This is a genomic window from Chamaesiphon sp. VAR_48_metabat_403, assembly GCF_031422475.1.
Classification (GTDB): domain Bacteria; phylum Cyanobacteriota; class Cyanobacteriia; order Cyanobacteriales; family Chamaesiphonaceae; genus Chamaesiphon.
In genome coordinates, this window is the sequence record NZ_JANPLS010000006.1 from 1 (window position 1) to 16,153 (window position 16,153).

Sequence of the window (16,153 nt, forward strand, 5' to 3'; positions counted from 1 at the left end):
CTAATTTATCGCTCTAGCCGATCGAGTCTTCGTTTTCTGGCGGTGTTTTCACATCACCCACCCAGTACTCAATAGCACCACCGGGGCTAAACCGACGAAAACATATATAGCAATCCTAAATGAGTTTCTCATTTTATAGTACTTATGTTTAAAGCTCAATCTGTTGATACACAACTGATAGAGCAATTTATCTAATAATTTTTTGTACTATAAACGAAGTTTATCAATTAGGATCGCTATAGAATCCGCGATGGTAATCCACCAAATGTACCGTAATGGAGTGGCGTAAAAGAATTGAAGATGCGATCGGCTAATCTGGCAGTCCGACTATCTTAGCCAGCGATCGCGCCATTCTCCGCATTCTGCCGCAAAGCCAAATACATCCTCAAATTCGTCGCTATTTACCTTGTAGAACAGGCCAGTGTCATAGTCATTAATACAAATTGCCATTTCGATCGAATCAGATCTTAGCTCGATGATTTAGAGAATCTTAAATGAATTGAGAATTGAGAATTGGGTTATTAGGATGGGGATTTAAACCCCCGATCTTTGTTAATAAGATATTATATCATTAAGCTCTCGATTCGTAGAGCGATCGAATGGATAAACCACATGACGCTTTCTATTTCTCAGTCAGCCTACGAAGAATTGATGGACGAAATGGATGCCATCGAGCCGACATACCATCCAGATCCCGATGAGGATCGAGATTTTATGGGCAGCTTTCCGCCACTGCTGGGGCAAGGTTATTGGCGCAACATAGAACTGCGCGATGGCTTGTCTGTAACACTGGGACATTTGCAATTGCACGATCGGGTACTATCTGCCCAGCCGGAAGGAGCGGAAGATTACCTAGAGTTTCATCTCCATGTATCGGGCACTCATCAAAATGATGGCGACTGGCTGGGCGCGGGAGAGTATTGTCTGTATGGGAGTGGTTTGATGCCCAAGGCTGCATTCGATTTACTCGATAGAGACCCCTTTTTGGAAGTACAAATCTTGATGCGGGCAGATCTGTTGAGATCGTTTATTGGTGACTCAAATGGTGAATTGACCCCTGCTTTGCAGCCCTGGGTACGTTGCCCCGATCGGTCGCGCTATGCCTACTTTGGGACGGCTACGCCAGCGATGCAGCTAGCGGCGCGGCAAATGCTCCGCTGCAACTTTCAAGGCATCTCCAAGCGGCTATTTCTCGAAGGTAAATCGCTAGAATTGCTGGGCTTGGCAGCAGCGGTAGAAATGGCTAGAACTGAGGGCGATAGACTGCCGATTCCGCTCGATTTACTCGATCGAATCCACCATGCCAGAGATATATTACACCAACAGTTGGATAATCCACCAAGTTTAGGCGGACTGGCAAAATTAGTCAATTTGAATGAATACAATCTCAAGCAAGGATTTCGGCAGGTGTTTGGGACGACAGTATTTGGCTATTTGCATGACTATCGAATGCAGCAGGCAAAACAGACGCTAGAAATGGGCGATTGGAAGGTGGGAGAAGTGGCGCGGATGGTTGGCTATACCAATCTTCCGGCATTCAGCAGAGCGTTTAGTAAAAGATTTAACATGCCCCCCAGCGATTGTCTCCGTAAAAAATCCGTTTGAGCATACAAAAAAATCCGTCTGAGCAAACTATCAGCTCCAAAACTAGCCAATTCCCCCTTACTCTTATTAATAATTAGTCTCATTAATTGGATAGGTATAAGGAATAATGCTGACAAAGTGGATGCCTTCGGCTCGGTTTGTAGGAAAATCGGTCGTTTTTGCTTGTTTTTTTGCGATGCTTGGCGTTCCCACTGTGTGGGCAGCAGCACCGCAGGCGAGATCCCAGTCAGAGATAGCAGGACGTTTGGCTCAAACCGAGTCAGCACCAATTAAAGTCATCGGCATCAAGCTCAATCCTACCGCTACCGAACTAGAAATTATCCTCGAAACCCAAGATGGGAAGCCGCTATCAGTCGATGCCAGCAAATTCAAAACGGTAGGTAACAGCCTAATTGCCGATATTCCGGCAGTGCTGGCACTACCCAGTACCCAGACATTCACCGCCACCGCACCGACTGGGGATATCGCGACTGTCAGCATCACTCAGCTCGATGCCACTAATATTCAGGTGAGCGTCACTGGCACCACCGCCCTACCCACGACAGCAGTCACCCTAAAAACGGGGACACTGACATACAGTCTCAATCCCGCAGCACCAGACCCGGAAGTTGAGATTGTGGTGAGGGGAACGCGCAGAAATGAGTATCGCGTACCGAATACTTCTGTCGGTACCAAAACCGATACCCCGCTGCGGGATATTCCCCAAGCGATTCAGGTAGTGCCCAAACAAGTACTCCAAGACCAACAGGTGACGCGATTAGAAGATGCCCTCCGAAATGTGGCTGGAGTCAATCAGTCGTTTAATTTTGGGCCATTTACTTTCTACAACATTCGGGGATTTGATGCGACGGAGACGAATTTGCTCAGAAATGGACAGATTGATACCTTGTCTGGGCAAGTGAGCGAACTTTCTAGTATCGATCGAGTTGAAGTGCTCAAAGGCCCTGCCTCAGTGTTATTTGGGCTAGGAAATCCAGGCGGCAGCGTCAATTGACATTTTTAATCCAGTTTATGGTGGATCTCCGTCAACAATCTCTGATGGTAATTTTGGGGAATCAGGGTTAAGACAGCAGACCAATTCATTAGGTATTTATGTTCAAGACCAATTGGCATTAAATGATAACTTAAAATTTATCGTCGGTGGACGCTTTGATTTTGTCGATCGCAAGTATGAGGAATTCACAACTAATACCAGCAGCAGCGGGTCAGATAGTGCCTTCAGTCCCCGCGTTGGCGTGGTCTATCAACCAACTAAAGCGATTTCACTCTATACCAGTTACACTAGCTCCTTTACGCCTCCAGGCGGCTCTTACTTTTTTGGCGTTGACTCGTCGTTCAAGCCAGAACGCGGCAATCAGTATGAAGTTGGGGTCAAGGCAGATATAAACGATCGACTCTCTGCAACCCTGGCTCTATTCGATCTGACTCGCGCCAATGTAACAACAGCCGATCCCGATAACCCCACCGTTTCGATCCAAGTTGGCGAACAAAAAAGCCAAGGGCTGGAACTGAGTCTGGCAGGGAAAATTGCTCCGGGCTGGAATATTTCGACCAGCTATGCCTACACCGATGCCCGCATTACCAAAGATAATTCTTTACCAGTCGGCAATCGATTGTCAAATGTCCCCAATCATGCCGCTAGCCTGTGGACGAGCTATGAATTTCAGTCGGGTAATCTCCAAGGTTGGGGGGCGGGACTTGGTTTATTTTACGTGGGCGATCGAGCAGATTTTGATAATAGCTATACTGTACCCAGCTATCTGCGGACTGATGCGTCTATTTTCTACAAACGCGACCAGCTCAAAGCCTCACTCAGCTTCAAGAATCTACTGAATACCAACTATTTTGAAACTTCGCTGGGTAGTCGTGTTTACGTCGGACAGCCGTTTACAGTTCAGGCAAATGTTAGCTTGGAGTTTTGATGATGCGATCGATCTAAACTTTGTCAGCTAATTATGCTCGTTGGCGTAGTCTCTCACCTAGAGAATCAAGTCTTCACTTTCTGGCGGTGTTTCCACATCACCAACCCAGTACTCAACAGCACCACTGGGGCTAAACCAACGAAAACGTATAAAATCCGAGTTAGCAAACCGCCAAATGTACCATAGTGAAGCGGGTGAAACCAGTTGAGAATGCGATCGCCTAAACTAGCTTTCCGAGCATCTTTTAGATACAGTACTTTGCCTGAATATCGATCGAGATAAATTCGCGTTTGGCGGGCTGCCTCAACCGATTCGGTGGGGAAAACTTGGATACTCATCCATGCTGATGTAGGCTGATTGGGAATACTAATAAATGTCGTGCGAGTTCCAGGTAGGGCGGTATTAGCTGCTTGGAGCAGGGTATTTAGTGGTAATGCCGTTTTGCCCGCGATCGGTTTAGAGACTGGTGTTGGTGGCGGTGGGGAGTTAGTTAGAGCATGAATTATCGGTTCGCTCTGGGCATGAAAATTCCAGCAAAAGCCAGTAAAAGCAATCATCGCTAAAAACGCGATCGTGATGATGCCAGTGACTTTATGAATGTCAAAATTAGTGCGTTTGGGGTGCGCCTTAAACTTGATTTTAAAACCACTAATAAAATTTCTCCAACCTGGCCAGAGAAATAGTCCAGTGATACTCAGAATCAATAATAACAGCGCGGCAATCCCCACAACGATCGCGCCCGTATCGCCGGAGAGGATCCGAATATGTATTTCAAATAATCTCCCGACGATCGAAGTTTCCCACTGTCGATCGCCTAAAATCTTATTAGTAACAGGATTTACAAATACCTCTCGATATATCTCCCCGATTTGCAATCCGATCGTGTATGGAGTTGCGGGATTGGTGGGAATGCTGACATAACTAGGAATCGCCCCTTGCACATTGGCATAGGTAGTTTTGACTGTTGCTACCAACAGTTGGATGTCTAGTGGCGGTGTCGCTGCTGCTACCGTCCCAAATCGCCACCGCACGAGCCAATCATCCCACTCTTGGCGGAAGACTAATAAACTACCTGTAATACCGACGATAACTAAGATTAGACCTGCAAATAAGCCCAGCCAACGATGGAGTGTGAAAATAGTCGTGCGGAGAATTTTCGATCGCATATAGAGCTGTGGAATGATGAGATTTGTAGCAAGCTAGATAGCTAATAAGAATTAATCTCAATTATAATCGACCGATAGAATATATGTTGTAGAGCAAGACCCATCGAAGCCAATAAGACTTTTCAGACACCCTCTCAAATCGTGCCGATTGAGGTCATCAAAGACCAATCAGCGACGCGGCTAGAAGATGCCGTGCAAAATGTCAGTGGCGTGGCTTTTTCTTCAAGTGGCGGCGGACGGGCGGCACAGTTTAAGATTCGCGGTTTTGATTCATTTAATAATCAGTTCAAGAATGGATTAATCGACTACCACACGATTAAAATTGCTGCTAGCGATCCGAAGTCCGCCTAAAACCGAACAGTAACCGAAGGTAGGGGCAATGTCTTGTCTTAATGCTCGAATCGCAAGTCTAGCAAGAAAAATAACGAATGCTGCCCAGAATCTAGATAGTCCGCGTTGACAGTGCAGCTAACGGGCAAATCTGCAAACCTACAGGAGTATCGACGATCGCTACATTTACCCCGAATACTTCCGCAATGGTTTCAGGGGTAATTACCATTGCAGGGGTGCCAACGGCGATGAGAGAGCCATCTTTAAGCATTGCCAACCTGTCGCTATACCGGATTGCCAGGTTCAGTTCGTGGAGGACGGTGACGATCGTTAATTCTTGTTGCTGTTGTAAGTCTTTCAGGAGCGTCAATAATTCCAACTGGTAGCGCAGATCTAAATAAGTAGTGGGTTCGTCGAGTAATAACACTTTGGGGTTTTGAGCCAGAGCCAGAGCCAGAAATGCCCGTTGACGTTCGCCACCGGAGAGATCTTCAACCGATCGATCCGCAAATTCAACCACTTGTGTTAGGCTCATTGCCCGATCGACTTGCGCTCGATCGACTCCACTCAACTCCCATTGATACCAAGGTTGATGTGGAGTTCGCCCCAAACTGACTAATTGCCTGACGGTTAAGCCACTCGGTACTGTCTGTTGCTGGGGTAATAAAGCCATCTTTTGGGCGACAACATTCGGCGGTTCGGTATGAATTGCCTTACCATCGAGCCAGACAAGTCCCTGTTGGGGTTTAAGTAAGCGACTGAGGAGCTTGAGCAGGGTAGATTTACCAGAACCGTTGCCACCTAATAGGCTCAACCATTCACCGCGATCGAGTTGAAGGTTTAATTGATGGATAATCGATCGCGTTTGATAGCCACCAGTCAGATTTTCAGCGATTAATAGAGATTGATTCATTTATTTTCTTCGTTATTGTCCGAAGCTGGTAATTCATCACTAGTGGGTAAGCTGTTAGTCATTTAATTTACATGTCTTTACCCCGCTGTCTTGAAAAGGTGCTCTACTTGCGACTCACCTCTTTTGACGGGGAACCCGTCAAAAGAGGTGAGTCAGCGACGCATCGACACTCTCGACTTGCAGGTACATCATCAGGTGTTCGGCGAATGCTTGCACATAAAAACGTTGTAAAAAGAAGCTAGTATTGCCATGCTGGAATCTAATCAAACGATCGGAAGGCCAAGCGATCGAAAACCCGATATCTCGATCAAATTGTTTGCAGAGTTAAAAATCTTTTGCTGGCAGAAATGCTTGCAGGTCTGCTGTTTTTGATGATTCACTCATGATGATTAAAGCCGACTAGATTGGCGTTGATATAACAACCAAATAAACACTGGCGAACCGCATAGAGCCGTCACCACGCCGACGGGAAACTCGACAGATCCCATCCGCGCCAACAGATCCGCCAGCGTCAATACTAACGCTCCACCGATCGCCGATAGTGGCAATAACCAGCGATAATCGTTACCTACCAGCATCCGAATGCCGTGGGGGACAATCAGCCCGATAAACCCAATTAAACCCGCCACACTCACCGCACTCCCCGCGAGTAAACTAGCTACAAGTCCGATCGCGAGTCGAGTCCTTACCAAAGATACACCCAAACTCATCGCCAACTCGTCCCCCAGACTCAGTAAGTTAATCGATCGACCTAATAAACACCCTGCTAATAAGCCTGCAAACACGTAAGGACTCGCCACTTGAACGATCGACCAACCGCGCCCATTCAGACTGCCTACAAGCCAATTTAACGCCGACTGGAGCCGACTTTCATCGTTTAAGAGCAGCATCATCGTCTGCATTGCTCCAAATAACGAGCTAACCGCAATCCCCGCTAATACTAACCGTTCGGCGGTAATCGTCCCCGCCCGATAGCCCAAAATATACACGATTGCGGCTGTTCCCATCGCCCCCAACCACGCGCCTAAAGGTAGATACACCGATGCCACCGAGAAGGTAATACACCCGATCGCTACTAACCCCGCACCTGCGGAAATCCCCAGCACGAACGGATCGGCTAAACTATTGCGGAGCATCCCTTGTAATAAACCACCCGACATTCCCAAGGCGGCTCCGACGATCGCAGCGGCTAAAATACGCGGTAATCGCAAATCCCAGATAATTGTCTGATTTTGCGCCAAACCTCGATCTCCTAAAGCCTGCCAAACTTCATCTAAAGTCAGGGGTACAGATCCCTGACAGAGCGAACACAACATCCCGATGATTAATGCCATCGATATTCCAATGGCAATTGCGGGTTTAGCATCAAGTTTTTGACGGCTCGATCTTGATGGTAAATGAATTAGCTTTGGCATTTGTTGATGCTACTCAGAAACTGTCGTGCTTGTCGTCCGGCTGCGATCGAGATTGCCGTCATTTTCTTGTGGTTGTGCTGGCGAACGTAAAAATCAACGAGGTGACGTAAGACTGTTTGAAAACTTTGGTAAGCTTCTAACTGAAAATCGAGATCGAAATTAGCATCTTGCATCGTTAATAGAGCTACATCGTAAGCATCCATCAGCAAATCTTCAGCATGGCTGAGGTTGTTAGCTGCATAATAATCGGCGAGATTATAACAAGAAATAACGTAGATATGAATTATTTCTGGGTTGGTTCTTCGCGCTTGTGCTTGTTGCCACAATTTTTCAGCAACGCTCATTGCACTATTATAAACCGCGCGCGCTCGATCTGTATTCGGATTGGGCGGTTGCGCCAAGGCACCCAATTTGATGAATTGATTGCCTTGTTGGGTATATTCTTGCCAGATCGCAATGTTGTCAGGGATGGAATATAAAGTATCGATCGCCAATAAATTCGGGAATAATCGCTCGATCTCATCAACTTTTTCAATAGATGCAGTGTCGGATTTTACCATGGCTTAGTATGGAATTTAGGATGAATTAATATTTAATCGATCGCTTGCTAAGATTAACCTGACTGAACGATAATTAATAAATAAATATACGATACAGACAATAATAATGTTACGGTCAATCCTAATGTTAAAATCAGCGTATTAGATAGCCCTCTTACTGCTTGCTGACTGAGCTGATAATTAGATTTCGATCTGGCAAATTGTGGCGATCGAGGATTTACAAATTGTTTGGTTTTCATCTTCCTAACTTAATTAAATACTGAAAGGGGGGCGCAGGGAGCGAATAACGTACTGCATATTACTGGAAAGTGCTGTATCGATTATTTTGGAAAACGCCTAAAACATCCTGACAAAAAGATTTAATCTGGGCTTGGTATTCTGGCGATAGCCCTGTCGATCCCGAAAATCGCCAATCTGCTACTGTCGAAAATTCCCACAGACAGCCACATAGACTATGACTGCTGATTTCTAATCCCACCACTCGGTCGTGTTTGTCTCGCTCTGACTGGAGGCGGATCTGAAGCAATAGCGTATAATCGGAATGGGTGCGATCGCGCCGAGGAAAATGGAACCCTAAATCGATCGAATCGGGATCGATGGTAGCTCTGGTCATCGGATCGTCTAACCACGGCGTGAGATCTACTGTAGCATCGGTAAATTTGGATTGAAATAGGTTGACGATCGTCGCAATTTTGCTGACGAAACCGATACTAACCGCTTTCTCTGAGGCATTCATGGCGATAGCTCCTGACACGGGTTGACGTTGAATCGAGTCGTAAATTGAAATGTGGACTAGAGACGGTCGAGTCGATCGATTATTGAACTTAAATCTCAATTATAACTACTGATTTTAGATTCGGTCTGTGCCTTAAAGCCTGATGGAGAGAGCATTAAAGTAGTCTTGCTATCCGATCTCTAGGCAGACGATCGTTATCTAGAATCATCTATTTAAAATATTATTGCAATTTATTATCAATAATGCAACAATGTTTTTCAAAGCTGTTCTCCAGGGGAGAGGCTTTGCCAACGAGCAAAAAATACGGAGCCAAAACACATGAGTACATATACTCAGGAATTACAGACGACCGCCAAAGCTCTAGTGGCTAAGGGCAAAGGGATTCTGGCAATGGATGAAAGTAACGGCACTTGTAACAAGCGATTTGAAAAATTGGGGATTGCGACGACGGAGGAGAACCGCCGCAATTATCGCGAATTAATATTAACGGCACCCAACTTAAACACTTATATTAGCGGAGCAATCTTATTTGATGAAACGATCCGTCAATCTAGTGCTACAGGAGAATCATTCGTTAGTGTGATGCAGCGATTGGGGCTAATTCCAGGGATTAAAGTCGATGGTGGTGCCAAACCATTTGCCGGACATCCCGACGAACTGGTGACTGAGGGTTTAGATGGTTTGGACGATCGCGTGCGCGAGTACTACAACTTAGGAGCGCGGTTTGCTAAATGGCGGGCGGTAATTACCATTGGGGCGAATATTCCTAGTGCGGCTTGTATTGAAGCCAATGCCGATGCTCTAGCTCGGTATGCAGCGATTTGTCAGGCAAATGGGTTAGTACCGATTGTCGAGCCAGAAGTATTAATTGATGGTAATCATACACTAGATCGGTGTCGGGAAGTGACAGCAGCAACCCTCAAGGAAGTCTTCAAACAACTCACCACTCAGGGGGTTGCTTTTGACCAAATGATTCTCAAGCCGAGTATGGTAATTACCGGATTGTCAGCAACGTTACCCGCTCCAGTCCATGAGGTTGCCACCACGACGATTGAAACCCTATTACAAGCAGTGCCGCCGACAGTTGCGGGAATTGCCTTCTTATCTGGGGGACAAACCAACGAGCAAGCAGCGGCGCATCTGAACGCAATGAATGTGATGTTCCCGCAGACTCCGTGGCCAGTTACCTTCTCTTATGCCCGTGCGATTCAGCAATCGGCGTTGGATAAATGGCGCGGCGACAGTGCGAATGTCGCAGCCGCTCAGAAGATCCTCGCTCATCGGGCGGCTTGCAATAGTGCTGCGAGTAATGGTACTTATACTGTCGATCTCGATCGGCAGTTAGCATTAGTATAAATTCCTGTTTCAGGATAAACTTGTTGACATTTTTCCATCTGAACTTATTTAAACGATCCGATCGTCTCAACAGATTAATGAGTGAGACGATCGATTTAATCATTCGATCGGATGAATATGTTCCCCTGTCGCGATCGATACAAACTGGGCTAGTTGCAAAGCCACCAGTTCAAATACGTTCCCCTGTAAAAAATACAATCGTTTTACCTTATCTTTGAATAGTCGTTGCTGCATAGCGTAGCACCTCCAACACCCGCAGGGGATCGCAGCCATAGATTCCAGACACCCCAAGCGGCATTTTGCTCCACTACAGCCCAACCTCGTCGGGCAATTACCCCTACATCTACCACCGCCGCACGCGGTAATTGGATGCGATCGTCTGCTAAGATTGTGCTGACAAAAGATGCGGCAGCGGCTAATTCTACATCTGTCGCCACAAATTCGCGATCGCGTTGCAACTAGCCCAGTTTGTATCGATCGCGACAATAGTATTCTAAGACTAATCACACCCGATCGATAATTCATAAATTTTGTCTGATGGTCATTTACTTTGTCTTTTTGACGATTTCTGCGGCTACATATGCGCTGTTTAGTCTGGGTTTAAATCTCCAGTGGGGTGTAACGGGGCTGATTAATTTCGGACATGTCGCATTTATGGCGATCGGTGCTTATAGTACCGTGTTACTCTCAATGCAAGGCGTACCGATTCCGATCGCGGTATTAGTCGGAGCTGGTTTATCAGCCCTACTAGGATTGCTCATCGGCATGTCTACATTAAGACTGCGAGAAGACTATCTGGGAATTGTCACCATCGGCGTATCAGAATTAGTCCGATTGGTAGCTAAAAATGAAGATTGGCTGACTAAAGGTACCTTCGGCGTACAGGGTTATCCGGTACCATTTAGATTCAAGCCAGAATATCCCGTCAGATTATTATTAATCGGTTGGTTGACAGTAATTTGTGGGTTAGCCGTGTGGCGATTGTGGTTGTGGATCCGCGTTGAAAATAGCCGCCTAATTAGTGGTGCGATCGCAATTATTTTTGTATGGACTGTTTATGCTTGCGGCGCGATATCGCTCTACACATACGATGCACGCGCTGGATTAATGCTGCTGAGTTTAACCGTACTGACAGTCGTTTATATCGGACTCGAAAGACTCGTACATTCACCATGGGGACGAATTCTTAAAGCTATTAGAGAAGATGAAGAAGTGCCCAAAGCTTTGGGTAAAAATGTATTTTGGTATAAATTACAAGCCTTTACGATCGGGGGGGCGATCGCGGGTATTGCTGGAGCCTTTTATGCTTGGCAATTTAGTGTATTTCCCGATAATTTCGAGCCGTTAATTACCTTTAATGCCTGGATTATTATCATGCTGGGTGGCTCTGGAAATAATCTCGGCGCGATTATTGGAGCTGTTATTTTCTGGGGCTATTATGAGGTAACGCGGACTGAGTTTTTCAAAACAATATTCCGCGCTCTACATTTAGATGATACTCAACAAGGTGCCTTTCGGATTATGATTATCGGTCTGATATTAATGCTATTGATGGTATTACGCCCGCAAGGTATTCTAGGGAAGAAAGAGGAGCTAACATTAGGTAGATAATCGATTTAGTTCTACAAATTAACTATCGACTCTATATTTAAAAATAATTTGTCGATCGCGTTGCTTGAATTCAATATCAAACTTGATACCACTCAGATGGACTTTGACTACTTGCCACGTTATTACCTCTGGTTTTAATCAGCGCAAAGATGCACTGCGCTCAAATTAATTTATTTTAAACTAATTTTCAGACCGAATTCTTGCTTGAGCTGTAAAAGTGCCTCTGCATTCCCTTTGGCATCTTCTAGCGCATTGTGTGTAGGTGCGGTTTTGCGGAGATGTTTAAAGTTTACGAATGTATCTTTAACCAAACCTTTATAAAGAGATCCTAAATTACTCGATGTATGTCCTAAGGGATTGTTGCCACAAAAATGGTAAAAGTACCAATTAATAAACTGCCAATCGAATCCATTATTATCTGCAATAAAAAATGGTCGCCCAGAACTTTCAGCTTCGATGCATACGGCAAATTTTTCCATGACTGCTTGCGGTTCTTCAAATGCTAATGTTTCCTCGCGGGTAAATCCACTAATTTGCAGAGCTTCGGGAATCCACTTGTCAGAAATTGGCTGGAGTTGGGCGTAAAATGTTTTGGTTAATGAAGGCTCTACAACTAAGGCTCCAAAAGAAATCATGGAATAGTCGCCTGGAATTGGGCCATCAGATTCGACATCAACCATAATACAACTCATTTTTTACCTCACTTTACTGCAATTTAGGCGATCGCCAGATCGTCTAGTCTAACTTTAGTTTATGCCGCGATCGATTTTTTAGATCTCATCTGGATCGATACCTAATGCCCTAAGTCGAGCCGCTAATTTATTCGATCGATCTCGTTCTTGTGCCACTTGTGCTTGGGCTTGTCTAATTTGTTCGGCTGGCGTGGGATAACGCCGATCGTTTTCATCATACCAATAGAGCCAATCCCTCGTTATGCCATAATATTCACCACGTTCATAGCCGATACCCAGCCCGATTTCTGGCATCCAAAACGGATTGCTGTCTTGCAACTCATACTGTCCTTTAACTAGTTTGTGAATCTCTAATTTCGGCTTGCGTCGCCGTTTAGAATTGTAGATGACATAGTATAGGACTCCCATTTTGGCATATTCATCGAGCTTACTGGTATATTCTCGACCGGGCGTAATCGACACTACCTCTAACACCAAACTCGGTACGACTTGCTCTTCCCACAGCACATAGCTAGGGCGCAACTCTTCATCATAAAATCTTTCTACGCCCAAGCTCAAGAAGCCATCAGGAACGATCGCGGGTTGTTCTGGATGATAATATACTCCCATATCGATCCCAAAAAACCAATCCATCCGATCGGCCCATAAAATCTGGAGAATCGATTTAAGTAAGCCAGGGATGAGTTCTTGAAGTTCGTTATCCACGGGGGTATCGTCAGAGCAGGGTAGTTCGTCGGCGGTGGGTAGGTATCTGGGTGGTTCGGATTGGAACATGGCTACTATACCAAAGGATATATAGATATTTTACTCGTTATATTTCACTATCGATCCCAATCATAATTTATGGGTCGTTATTTCGTTCGCGTTCGCGTTGGCGACAGCCTGCCGTTAGGCACAGCGTCTGCCTGCGCAGAAGCGTGGGCTTTTCCCAATCGTTCGATCTTCACCGCTGGGGATAATTTTAGTCGATCGGATTGTCGTAAAATTCGATGCTCGATCGGATTGTTGATAAAGTTTTACGAACGCCATACTATTGAAAAGCCGATCGAGTTAGAATATATAGATGCCAAAGGAAAACCTAAAAAGGGCATATTTATTATTTATCAAGCCGAACAGGAAGAATTCAATCATAGTTTAGAATTCAAATCTAATTTAGATCTCTCCCTCTGAAATATATTCTATTTAACATCCTTGAAATCCATCAAAATCTATATGGTGGGCAGTGCCCACCTACGTCACAATTGGCGATCGCCTGGTGCGCTAGCAATCCTCATGTGAGTACGGTCATCACTGGAGCCAGTTCCAAGGAGCAAGTTATCGAAAATATGGGCGCGATCGCAATTATTCCCAAGATCGACGCACAATTGAAACAAAAAATTGAAGCCGCAGTCGGTAAAGTTCGATCGGATCGAGCTGACTAAGATCCAGAGCTGGGGATCGAATTTATTCGTCATCTGCTAATAAATATGACTTTAGAGCCTCGAAGTTCCCCCATTTACCTGTCCCCATTTCTATTAGCCACTCCATAGTTGTCACTTGACAACTATGGAGCTTGCGGGTATGCTTTAAAAACAGTTGATTGTCACTCGACAATTATTAAAGTTAAACTTCCCTCGGATAAATAGAGGTTGTGATGTCAAGACGATCTCATCCCAAGCCAGAAATTGAAGCAGCACTGGTATATGCCGAACAAAATGGCTGGCGCATCGATCTTGGAGGTTCACATGCCTGGGGTAAGATTTATTGTCCCTACAATGATAAACAATGTAGATGTGGCATTTTTTGTATCGCTAGCATCTGGAGTACCCCTAAAAATGCTGGAAATCATGCCAAGCAGATTCGGCGGATAGTTGATAAGTGTACCAAGCAGAACAATATAGATGATTCTGGTGAGGAAGAGGAGTAGATAATGACAGAATACAGTTTTACTTTAAAGTTCAATTTTTCCAATCCTCAGCTCGATCCAAATTCTTACATCGAGCAATTATATGAAAGTGGGTGTGATGATGCCTTAATTGGCATTGGTAAACAAGGCTGTATTTCCTTAGATTTTATCCGCGAAGCCTCATCAGCTTTCGGTGCTGTTTCTAGCGCAATCTCCGATGTGAAAAAAGCGATCCAAAATGCCACCTTAATTGAAGCAGCACCAGATTTTGTAGGTCTAACCGATACGGCTAAGATTCTGGGATGTACTCGGCAAAACGTTAGAAATCTAATTTTTAATAGCGAGATGAGATCTCCATTCCCGATTTATGAAGGAACACCTTCAATTTGGCATTTGGCAGAGATTTTAACTTGGCTCAAAGAAGATAAACTTTATGCGATCGATGATGCGCTACTAGAAATTGCTAAGGTTAATATGGAATTCAATTTTGCCAGAAAATGGCGAAAAGTAGAGCCGAGCCTTCAAGAAGATATTCAAGCTTTAGTTGCTTAATATCGTTGAAATCTGGTCTGCGATAGGCGATCGATAAATGAAGTAAACTTGCTACTCATACTGCCAATCCACCTCCCTAATTAAAATTACATTACTGGCGAGGGATGATGTCATCGAGCCGAAGTTGAAGTTCGGGGAAGGTAGGAGATAAAATAGATTCTCCTAGTCGAAATTGATGTCGATCGTAGGTATCACCAACAAGTTGACAAACTGTAAAAGTTGATTGCTTGGGTTTGCCAATAAAAGCGATACCGCCAATTCCCAAATAGTCTACAATCCAGTATTCGGGAATACCCAATAGGGCGTACTCTTCTATTTTACGAGCATAATCATCTTGCCAATTAGTGCTAACAACTTCAACAACCAGCTCGATTGTATTTCCATTGCAAATTGGTTCTTTTCGCCAAAGTGGTTCTCTAGCAAGTTTAGCTTCATCTAGTACGATCGCGTCAGGGCGCAACGCGGTAGCAGCCATCGCAGGTGGTTTAATGAGGCAATTTTTAGGGACAATCCAGTTACGGCGAGAACGTAAGATTTCTACAAAAATGTATCCGATTATCTGTCCGGTTACAGCTTCATGAGGGCCAGTTGGTTCCATGTCGCGCAATTCTCCATCAATTAGCTCGTAGCGAGGATTATCACCATGTTGGATGATAAATTCATCAAAGGTGAGAACTTTAGTGGTTGTATAGGTCATAGAGCATTTATCCCTACTTTTCTTTGCTTAGTTGGCACATTAATTATTATTTTGATTACTCACCATCCAGTGGATGATACCGAGGATGCGTTCGACGGGAGTAACTTGATATTCATTAGTATCGATAGTTACGTCTTTGCCTTCTAGTTTAAGGAACTGCCATAACTTACCACTAGTCACACAGCCATAAACAACAGGAATCACTTTATCTTTAGTTTGGTTAAAAATCTGCGCGGCGAACATTTCGGCGATACATTGCCCTAAGCCAATATCTAACTCCCCTTTTTTTGCTTCCACTAACATGAGAATGGGAGCTTGAATTATATAAGAGGTTGTCGATCTACTAAATAGAAAATCACAAAAACCATTCAAACCTCGATCTTTATCTACATTGAATTCCTCTCCTGAAAATAAGTGAATTCGATCGCCAACCAGTCGCTGCACTTCAATTAAAATCGGACTTACTAATAATTCTGACTTAGCTTTTTCAGATCTAGCTCTTTGTGCTAAAGGTAGAGACTGCTCAAAAATAGTCAAAAATGCAGGCTGCGCGGTTACTGGCGGCAGAGAATCACAAAAAGTTGACTCAAGTAAATTTATTTCAAATCGGTCTATTACATCTTGCAAAGAAAAGTTGTTGTAAGCCATAATATTGAATGTTTGTATAGGTCATAGATTATTTATATCTATTGCTATCTGCTTTGACGATCGAT

At 44.6% G+C, this 16,153-nt stretch carries 22 protein-coding genes; 10 read left to right on the plus strand and 12 right to left on the minus strand.

From position 1 onward, the window contains the following. Positions 1–612 precede the first annotated feature (612 nt). From RMO79_RS00270 to RMO79_RS00280, 3 genes are all read left to right on the plus strand, one after another. On the plus strand, positions 613–1,605 hold the full coding sequence (locus RMO79_RS00270; protein ID WP_310481036.1) for an AraC family transcriptional regulator: 993 nt from the start codon (positions 613–615) through the stop codon (positions 1,603–1,605). 106 nt (positions 1,606–1,711) lie between these two features. Next, complete coding sequence (locus tag RMO79_RS00275) at positions 1,712–2,599, plus strand: TonB-dependent receptor plug domain-containing protein (RefSeq protein ID WP_310481037.1); 888 nt, start codon at positions 1,712–1,714, stop codon at positions 2,597–2,599. A 37-nt stretch (positions 2,600–2,636) separates the two neighbouring features. Further along, complete coding sequence (locus RMO79_RS00280; RefSeq protein WP_396136482.1) at positions 2,637–3,527, plus strand: TonB-dependent siderophore receptor; 891 nt, start codon at positions 2,637–2,639, stop codon at positions 3,525–3,527. Between the two features lie 65 nt (positions 3,528–3,592). Here RMO79_RS00280 and RMO79_RS00285 read toward each other — a convergent pair whose 3' ends face one another. Then, the gene (locus tag RMO79_RS00285) at positions 3,593–4,693 is read right to left on the minus strand and encodes a PepSY-associated TM helix domain-containing protein (protein WP_310481038.1); all 1,101 of its coding nucleotides are present in this window, start codon (positions 4,691–4,693) and stop codon (positions 3,593–3,595) included. A 102-nt stretch (positions 4,694–4,795) separates the two neighbouring features. On the opposite strand from RMO79_RS00285, the gene RMO79_RS00290 reads away from it, so the two are divergent. Then, complete coding sequence (locus tag RMO79_RS00290) at positions 4,796–5,044, plus strand: Plug domain-containing protein (protein WP_310481057.1); 249 nt, start codon at positions 4,796–4,798, stop codon at positions 5,042–5,044. A 91-nt stretch (positions 5,045–5,135) separates the two neighbouring features. Here RMO79_RS00290 and RMO79_RS00295 read toward each other — a convergent pair whose 3' ends face one another. From RMO79_RS00295 to RMO79_RS00320, 6 genes are all read right to left on the minus strand, one after another. Beyond that, a complete protein-coding gene (locus RMO79_RS00295) occupies positions 5,136–5,936 on the minus strand; it encodes an ABC transporter ATP-binding protein (RefSeq protein ID WP_310481039.1) in 801 nt (266 codons plus the stop codon). A 138-nt stretch (positions 5,937–6,074) separates the two neighbouring features. Beyond that, a complete protein-coding gene (locus RMO79_RS00300; RefSeq protein WP_310481040.1) occupies positions 6,075–6,203 on the minus strand; it encodes a hypothetical protein in 129 nt (42 codons plus the stop codon). Between the two features lie 122 nt (positions 6,204–6,325). Next, positions 6,326–7,351, minus strand: coding sequence for an iron ABC transporter permease (locus RMO79_RS00305; RefSeq protein ID WP_310481041.1), 1,026 nt, complete (start codon positions 7,349–7,351; stop codon positions 6,326–6,328). Continuing rightward, a complete protein-coding gene (locus RMO79_RS00310; protein WP_310481042.1) occupies positions 7,339–7,911 on the minus strand; it encodes a hypothetical protein in 573 nt (190 codons plus the stop codon). Before RMO79_RS00310 ends, RMO79_RS00305 begins: the two co-directional genes overlap by 13 nt. A gap of 53 nt (positions 7,912–7,964) precedes the next feature. Beyond that, on the minus strand, positions 7,965–8,150 hold the full coding sequence (locus RMO79_RS00315; RefSeq protein WP_310481043.1) for a hypothetical protein: 186 nt from the start codon (positions 8,148–8,150) through the stop codon (positions 7,965–7,967). 59 nt (positions 8,151–8,209) lie between these two features. After that, positions 8,210–8,647: a hypothetical protein gene (locus RMO79_RS00320; RefSeq protein ID WP_310481044.1), complete on the minus strand. Its 438-nt coding sequence runs from the start codon at positions 8,645–8,647 to the stop codon at positions 8,210–8,212. 318 nt (positions 8,648–8,965) lie between these two features. Here RMO79_RS00320 and RMO79_RS00325 point away from each other — a divergent pair, with 318 nt between their 5' ends. Continuing rightward, the gene (locus RMO79_RS00325; protein ID WP_310481045.1) at positions 8,966–10,003 is read left to right on the plus strand and encodes a class I fructose-bisphosphate aldolase; all 1,038 of its coding nucleotides are present in this window, start codon (positions 8,966–8,968) and stop codon (positions 10,001–10,003) included. A gap of 203 nt (positions 10,004–10,206) precedes the next feature. Here RMO79_RS00325 and RMO79_RS00330 read toward each other — a convergent pair whose 3' ends face one another. Further along, entirely contained in the window at positions 10,207–10,461 is a 255-nt protein-coding gene (locus tag RMO79_RS00330; protein ID WP_310481046.1) for a hypothetical protein, read from the minus strand. A 79-nt stretch (positions 10,462–10,540) separates the two neighbouring features. Between RMO79_RS00330 and RMO79_RS00335 the strand changes: the two genes are divergently transcribed. Continuing rightward, positions 10,541–11,614 (plus strand): branched-chain amino acid ABC transporter permease, encoded by a 1,074-nt coding sequence (locus RMO79_RS00335; protein ID WP_310481047.1) that lies wholly within the window; start codon positions 10,541–10,543, stop codon positions 11,612–11,614. Between the two features lie 170 nt (positions 11,615–11,784). Here RMO79_RS00335 and RMO79_RS00340 read toward each other — a convergent pair whose 3' ends face one another. Together RMO79_RS00340 and RMO79_RS00345 are read right to left on the minus strand one after the other, a co-directional pair. Beyond that, complete coding sequence (locus tag RMO79_RS00340) at positions 11,785–12,306, minus strand: exonuclease domain-containing protein (RefSeq protein WP_310481048.1); 522 nt, start codon at positions 12,304–12,306, stop codon at positions 11,785–11,787. A gap of 78 nt (positions 12,307–12,384) precedes the next feature. After that, the gene (locus RMO79_RS00345) at positions 12,385–13,080 is read right to left on the minus strand and encodes a Uma2 family endonuclease (RefSeq protein WP_310481049.1); all 696 of its coding nucleotides are present in this window, start codon (positions 13,078–13,080) and stop codon (positions 12,385–12,387) included. Between the two features lie 69 nt (positions 13,081–13,149). Between RMO79_RS00345 and RMO79_RS00350 the strand changes: the two genes are divergently transcribed. The 4 genes from RMO79_RS00350 to RMO79_RS00365 all read left to right on the plus strand — a co-directional run bounded on the left by RMO79_RS00350 (position 13,150) and on the right by RMO79_RS00365 (position 14,743). Continuing rightward, a complete protein-coding gene (locus tag RMO79_RS00350; RefSeq protein ID WP_310481050.1) occupies positions 13,150–13,476 on the plus strand; it encodes a hypothetical protein in 327 nt (108 codons plus the stop codon). 71 nt (positions 13,477–13,547) lie between these two features. Then, positions 13,548–13,727, plus strand: coding sequence for a hypothetical protein (locus RMO79_RS00355; RefSeq protein ID WP_310481051.1), 180 nt, complete (start codon positions 13,548–13,550; stop codon positions 13,725–13,727). Between the two features lie 212 nt (positions 13,728–13,939). Continuing rightward, positions 13,940–14,212: a hypothetical protein gene (locus tag RMO79_RS00360; protein ID WP_310481052.1), complete on the plus strand. Its 273-nt coding sequence runs from the start codon at positions 13,940–13,942 to the stop codon at positions 14,210–14,212. A 3-nt stretch (positions 14,213–14,215) separates the two neighbouring features. Beyond that, positions 14,216–14,743, plus strand: a complete 528-nt coding sequence (locus tag RMO79_RS00365) for a DNA-binding protein (protein WP_310481053.1) — start codon at positions 14,216–14,218, stop codon at positions 14,741–14,743. Positions 14,744–14,834: 91 nt separating this feature from the next. Here the strand turns inward: RMO79_RS00365 and RMO79_RS00370 are convergent, their stop codons facing one another. Together RMO79_RS00370 and RMO79_RS00375 are read right to left on the minus strand one after the other, a co-directional pair. Beyond that, entirely contained in the window at positions 14,835–15,440 is a 606-nt protein-coding gene (locus RMO79_RS00370) for a Uma2 family endonuclease (protein WP_310481054.1), read from the minus strand. 39 nt (positions 15,441–15,479) lie between these two features. Further along, the gene (locus RMO79_RS00375) at positions 15,480–16,088 is read right to left on the minus strand and encodes a hypothetical protein (protein ID WP_310481055.1); all 609 of its coding nucleotides are present in this window, start codon (positions 16,086–16,088) and stop codon (positions 15,480–15,482) included. Between the last annotated feature and the right edge of the window lie 65 nt (positions 16,089–16,153).

Bases quoted from the DNA above. Each gene is read 5' to 3' on its own strand.
- RMO79_RS00270 (WP_310481036.1), top strand. From the start codon at position 613: ATGACGCTTTCTATTTCTCAGTCAGCCTACGAAGAATTGATGGACGAA.
- RMO79_RS00275 (WP_310481037.1), top strand. From the start codon at position 1,712: ATGCTGACAAAGTGGATGCCTTCGGCTCGGTTTGTAGGAAAATCGGTC.
- RMO79_RS00285 (WP_310481038.1), bottom strand. From the start codon at position 4,693: ATGCGATCGAAAATTCTCCGCACGACTATTTTCACACTCCATCGTTGG.
- RMO79_RS00295 (WP_310481039.1), bottom strand. From the start codon at position 5,936: ATGAATCAATCTCTATTAATCGCTGAAAATCTGACTGGTGGCTATCAA.
- RMO79_RS00305 (WP_310481041.1), bottom strand. From the start codon at position 7,351: ATGCCAAAGCTAATTCATTTACCATCAAGATCGAGCCGTCAAAAACTT.
- RMO79_RS00310 (WP_310481042.1), bottom strand. From the start codon at position 7,911: ATGGTAAAATCCGACACTGCATCTATTGAAAAAGTTGATGAGATCGAG.
- RMO79_RS00315 (WP_310481043.1), bottom strand. From the start codon at position 8,150: ATGAAAACCAAACAATTTGTAAATCCTCGATCGCCACAATTTGCCAGA.
- RMO79_RS00320 (WP_310481044.1), bottom strand. From the start codon at position 8,647: ATGAATGCCTCAGAGAAAGCGGTTAGTATCGGTTTCGTCAGCAAAATT.
- RMO79_RS00325 (WP_310481045.1), top strand. From the start codon at position 8,966: ATGAGTACATATACTCAGGAATTACAGACGACCGCCAAAGCTCTAGTG.
- RMO79_RS00335 (WP_310481047.1), top strand. From the start codon at position 10,541: ATGGTCATTTACTTTGTCTTTTTGACGATTTCTGCGGCTACATATGCG.
- RMO79_RS00340 (WP_310481048.1), bottom strand. From the start codon at position 12,306: ATGAGTTGTATTATGGTTGATGTCGAATCTGATGGCCCAATTCCAGGC.
- RMO79_RS00345 (WP_310481049.1), bottom strand. From the start codon at position 13,080: ATGTTCCAATCCGAACCACCCAGATACCTACCCACCGCCGACGAACTA.
- RMO79_RS00350 (WP_310481050.1), top strand. From the start codon at position 13,150: ATGGGTCGTTATTTCGTTCGCGTTCGCGTTGGCGACAGCCTGCCGTTA.
- RMO79_RS00360 (WP_310481052.1), top strand. From the start codon at position 13,940: ATGTCAAGACGATCTCATCCCAAGCCAGAAATTGAAGCAGCACTGGTA.
- RMO79_RS00365 (WP_310481053.1), top strand. From the start codon at position 14,216: ATGACAGAATACAGTTTTACTTTAAAGTTCAATTTTTCCAATCCTCAG.
- RMO79_RS00370 (WP_310481054.1), bottom strand. From the start codon at position 15,440: ATGACCTATACAACCACTAAAGTTCTCACCTTTGATGAATTTATCATC.
- RMO79_RS00375 (WP_310481055.1), bottom strand. From the start codon at position 16,088: ATGGCTTACAACAACTTTTCTTTGCAAGATGTAATAGACCGATTTGAA.